Origin of the sequence: Streptomyces humidus (assembly GCF_014649655.1) — a bacterium.
Lineage (GTDB): Bacteria > Actinomycetota > Actinomycetes > Streptomycetales > Streptomycetaceae > Streptomyces > Streptomyces humidus.
The window spans coordinates 1-535 of record NZ_BMTL01000177.1 but is presented as its reverse complement, the minus strand read 5'-3'; the positions used below and the strand labels follow the sequence as shown (position 1 = coordinate 535).

Genomic DNA, 535 nt, shown 5'->3' with positions numbered 1-535 from the left:
CCCGCCCGCCGACGTGCGGTTGCCGCTTCCAGGCAGCCGGGGGATCACCACGTCGTCCTGATCGTCATGGGCCGGCTGCGCGGACTGCGGGTAGGACCTCTGCATGGGCTGCGTGTAGGACGTCTGCATGAGCTGCGTCGGCATGGGCTGCGTGTAGGACGTCTGCGTGTAGGACGTCTGAGTGGGCTGCATGTAGGAGGTCTGCGTGGGCTGGGTCTGCTCGGATCCGCTCGGCCGTTGCCGGTCCCGCATCCTGTGCACCCTCGCCGCGATGAGTTGCGCGGCCTCCCGCTGCTCACGGGCGACGACCGCCTGCTGCTCCTGGACGGCCCATTGCTCTATTTCCGGCTGCTGCACGATCCGGATCTCGCGGATCGCCTTGCCGAAGTACGCCTGGTTTCCGTGTCCGATGCCGATGTTGTGATTTTCCCGCGCTGTGATCGTGGTGTCGACCTGGCTCTTCGCCGTGAAATTGGCGCGCGTGCCGGCACGCAGCTGCTCCTGGTTCATCACCGCCGAGTTCCTGGACCGGTAG

At 66.5% G+C, this 535-nt stretch carries 1 protein-coding gene; it reads right to left on the bottom strand.

From position 1 onward, the window contains the following. Positions 1-510, bottom strand: a 510-nt coding sequence (locus IE239_RS41635) for a hypothetical protein (RefSeq protein ID WP_190154634.1), incomplete at its 3' end; no start/stop codon positions are given. Positions 511-535: the final 25 nt, after the last annotated feature.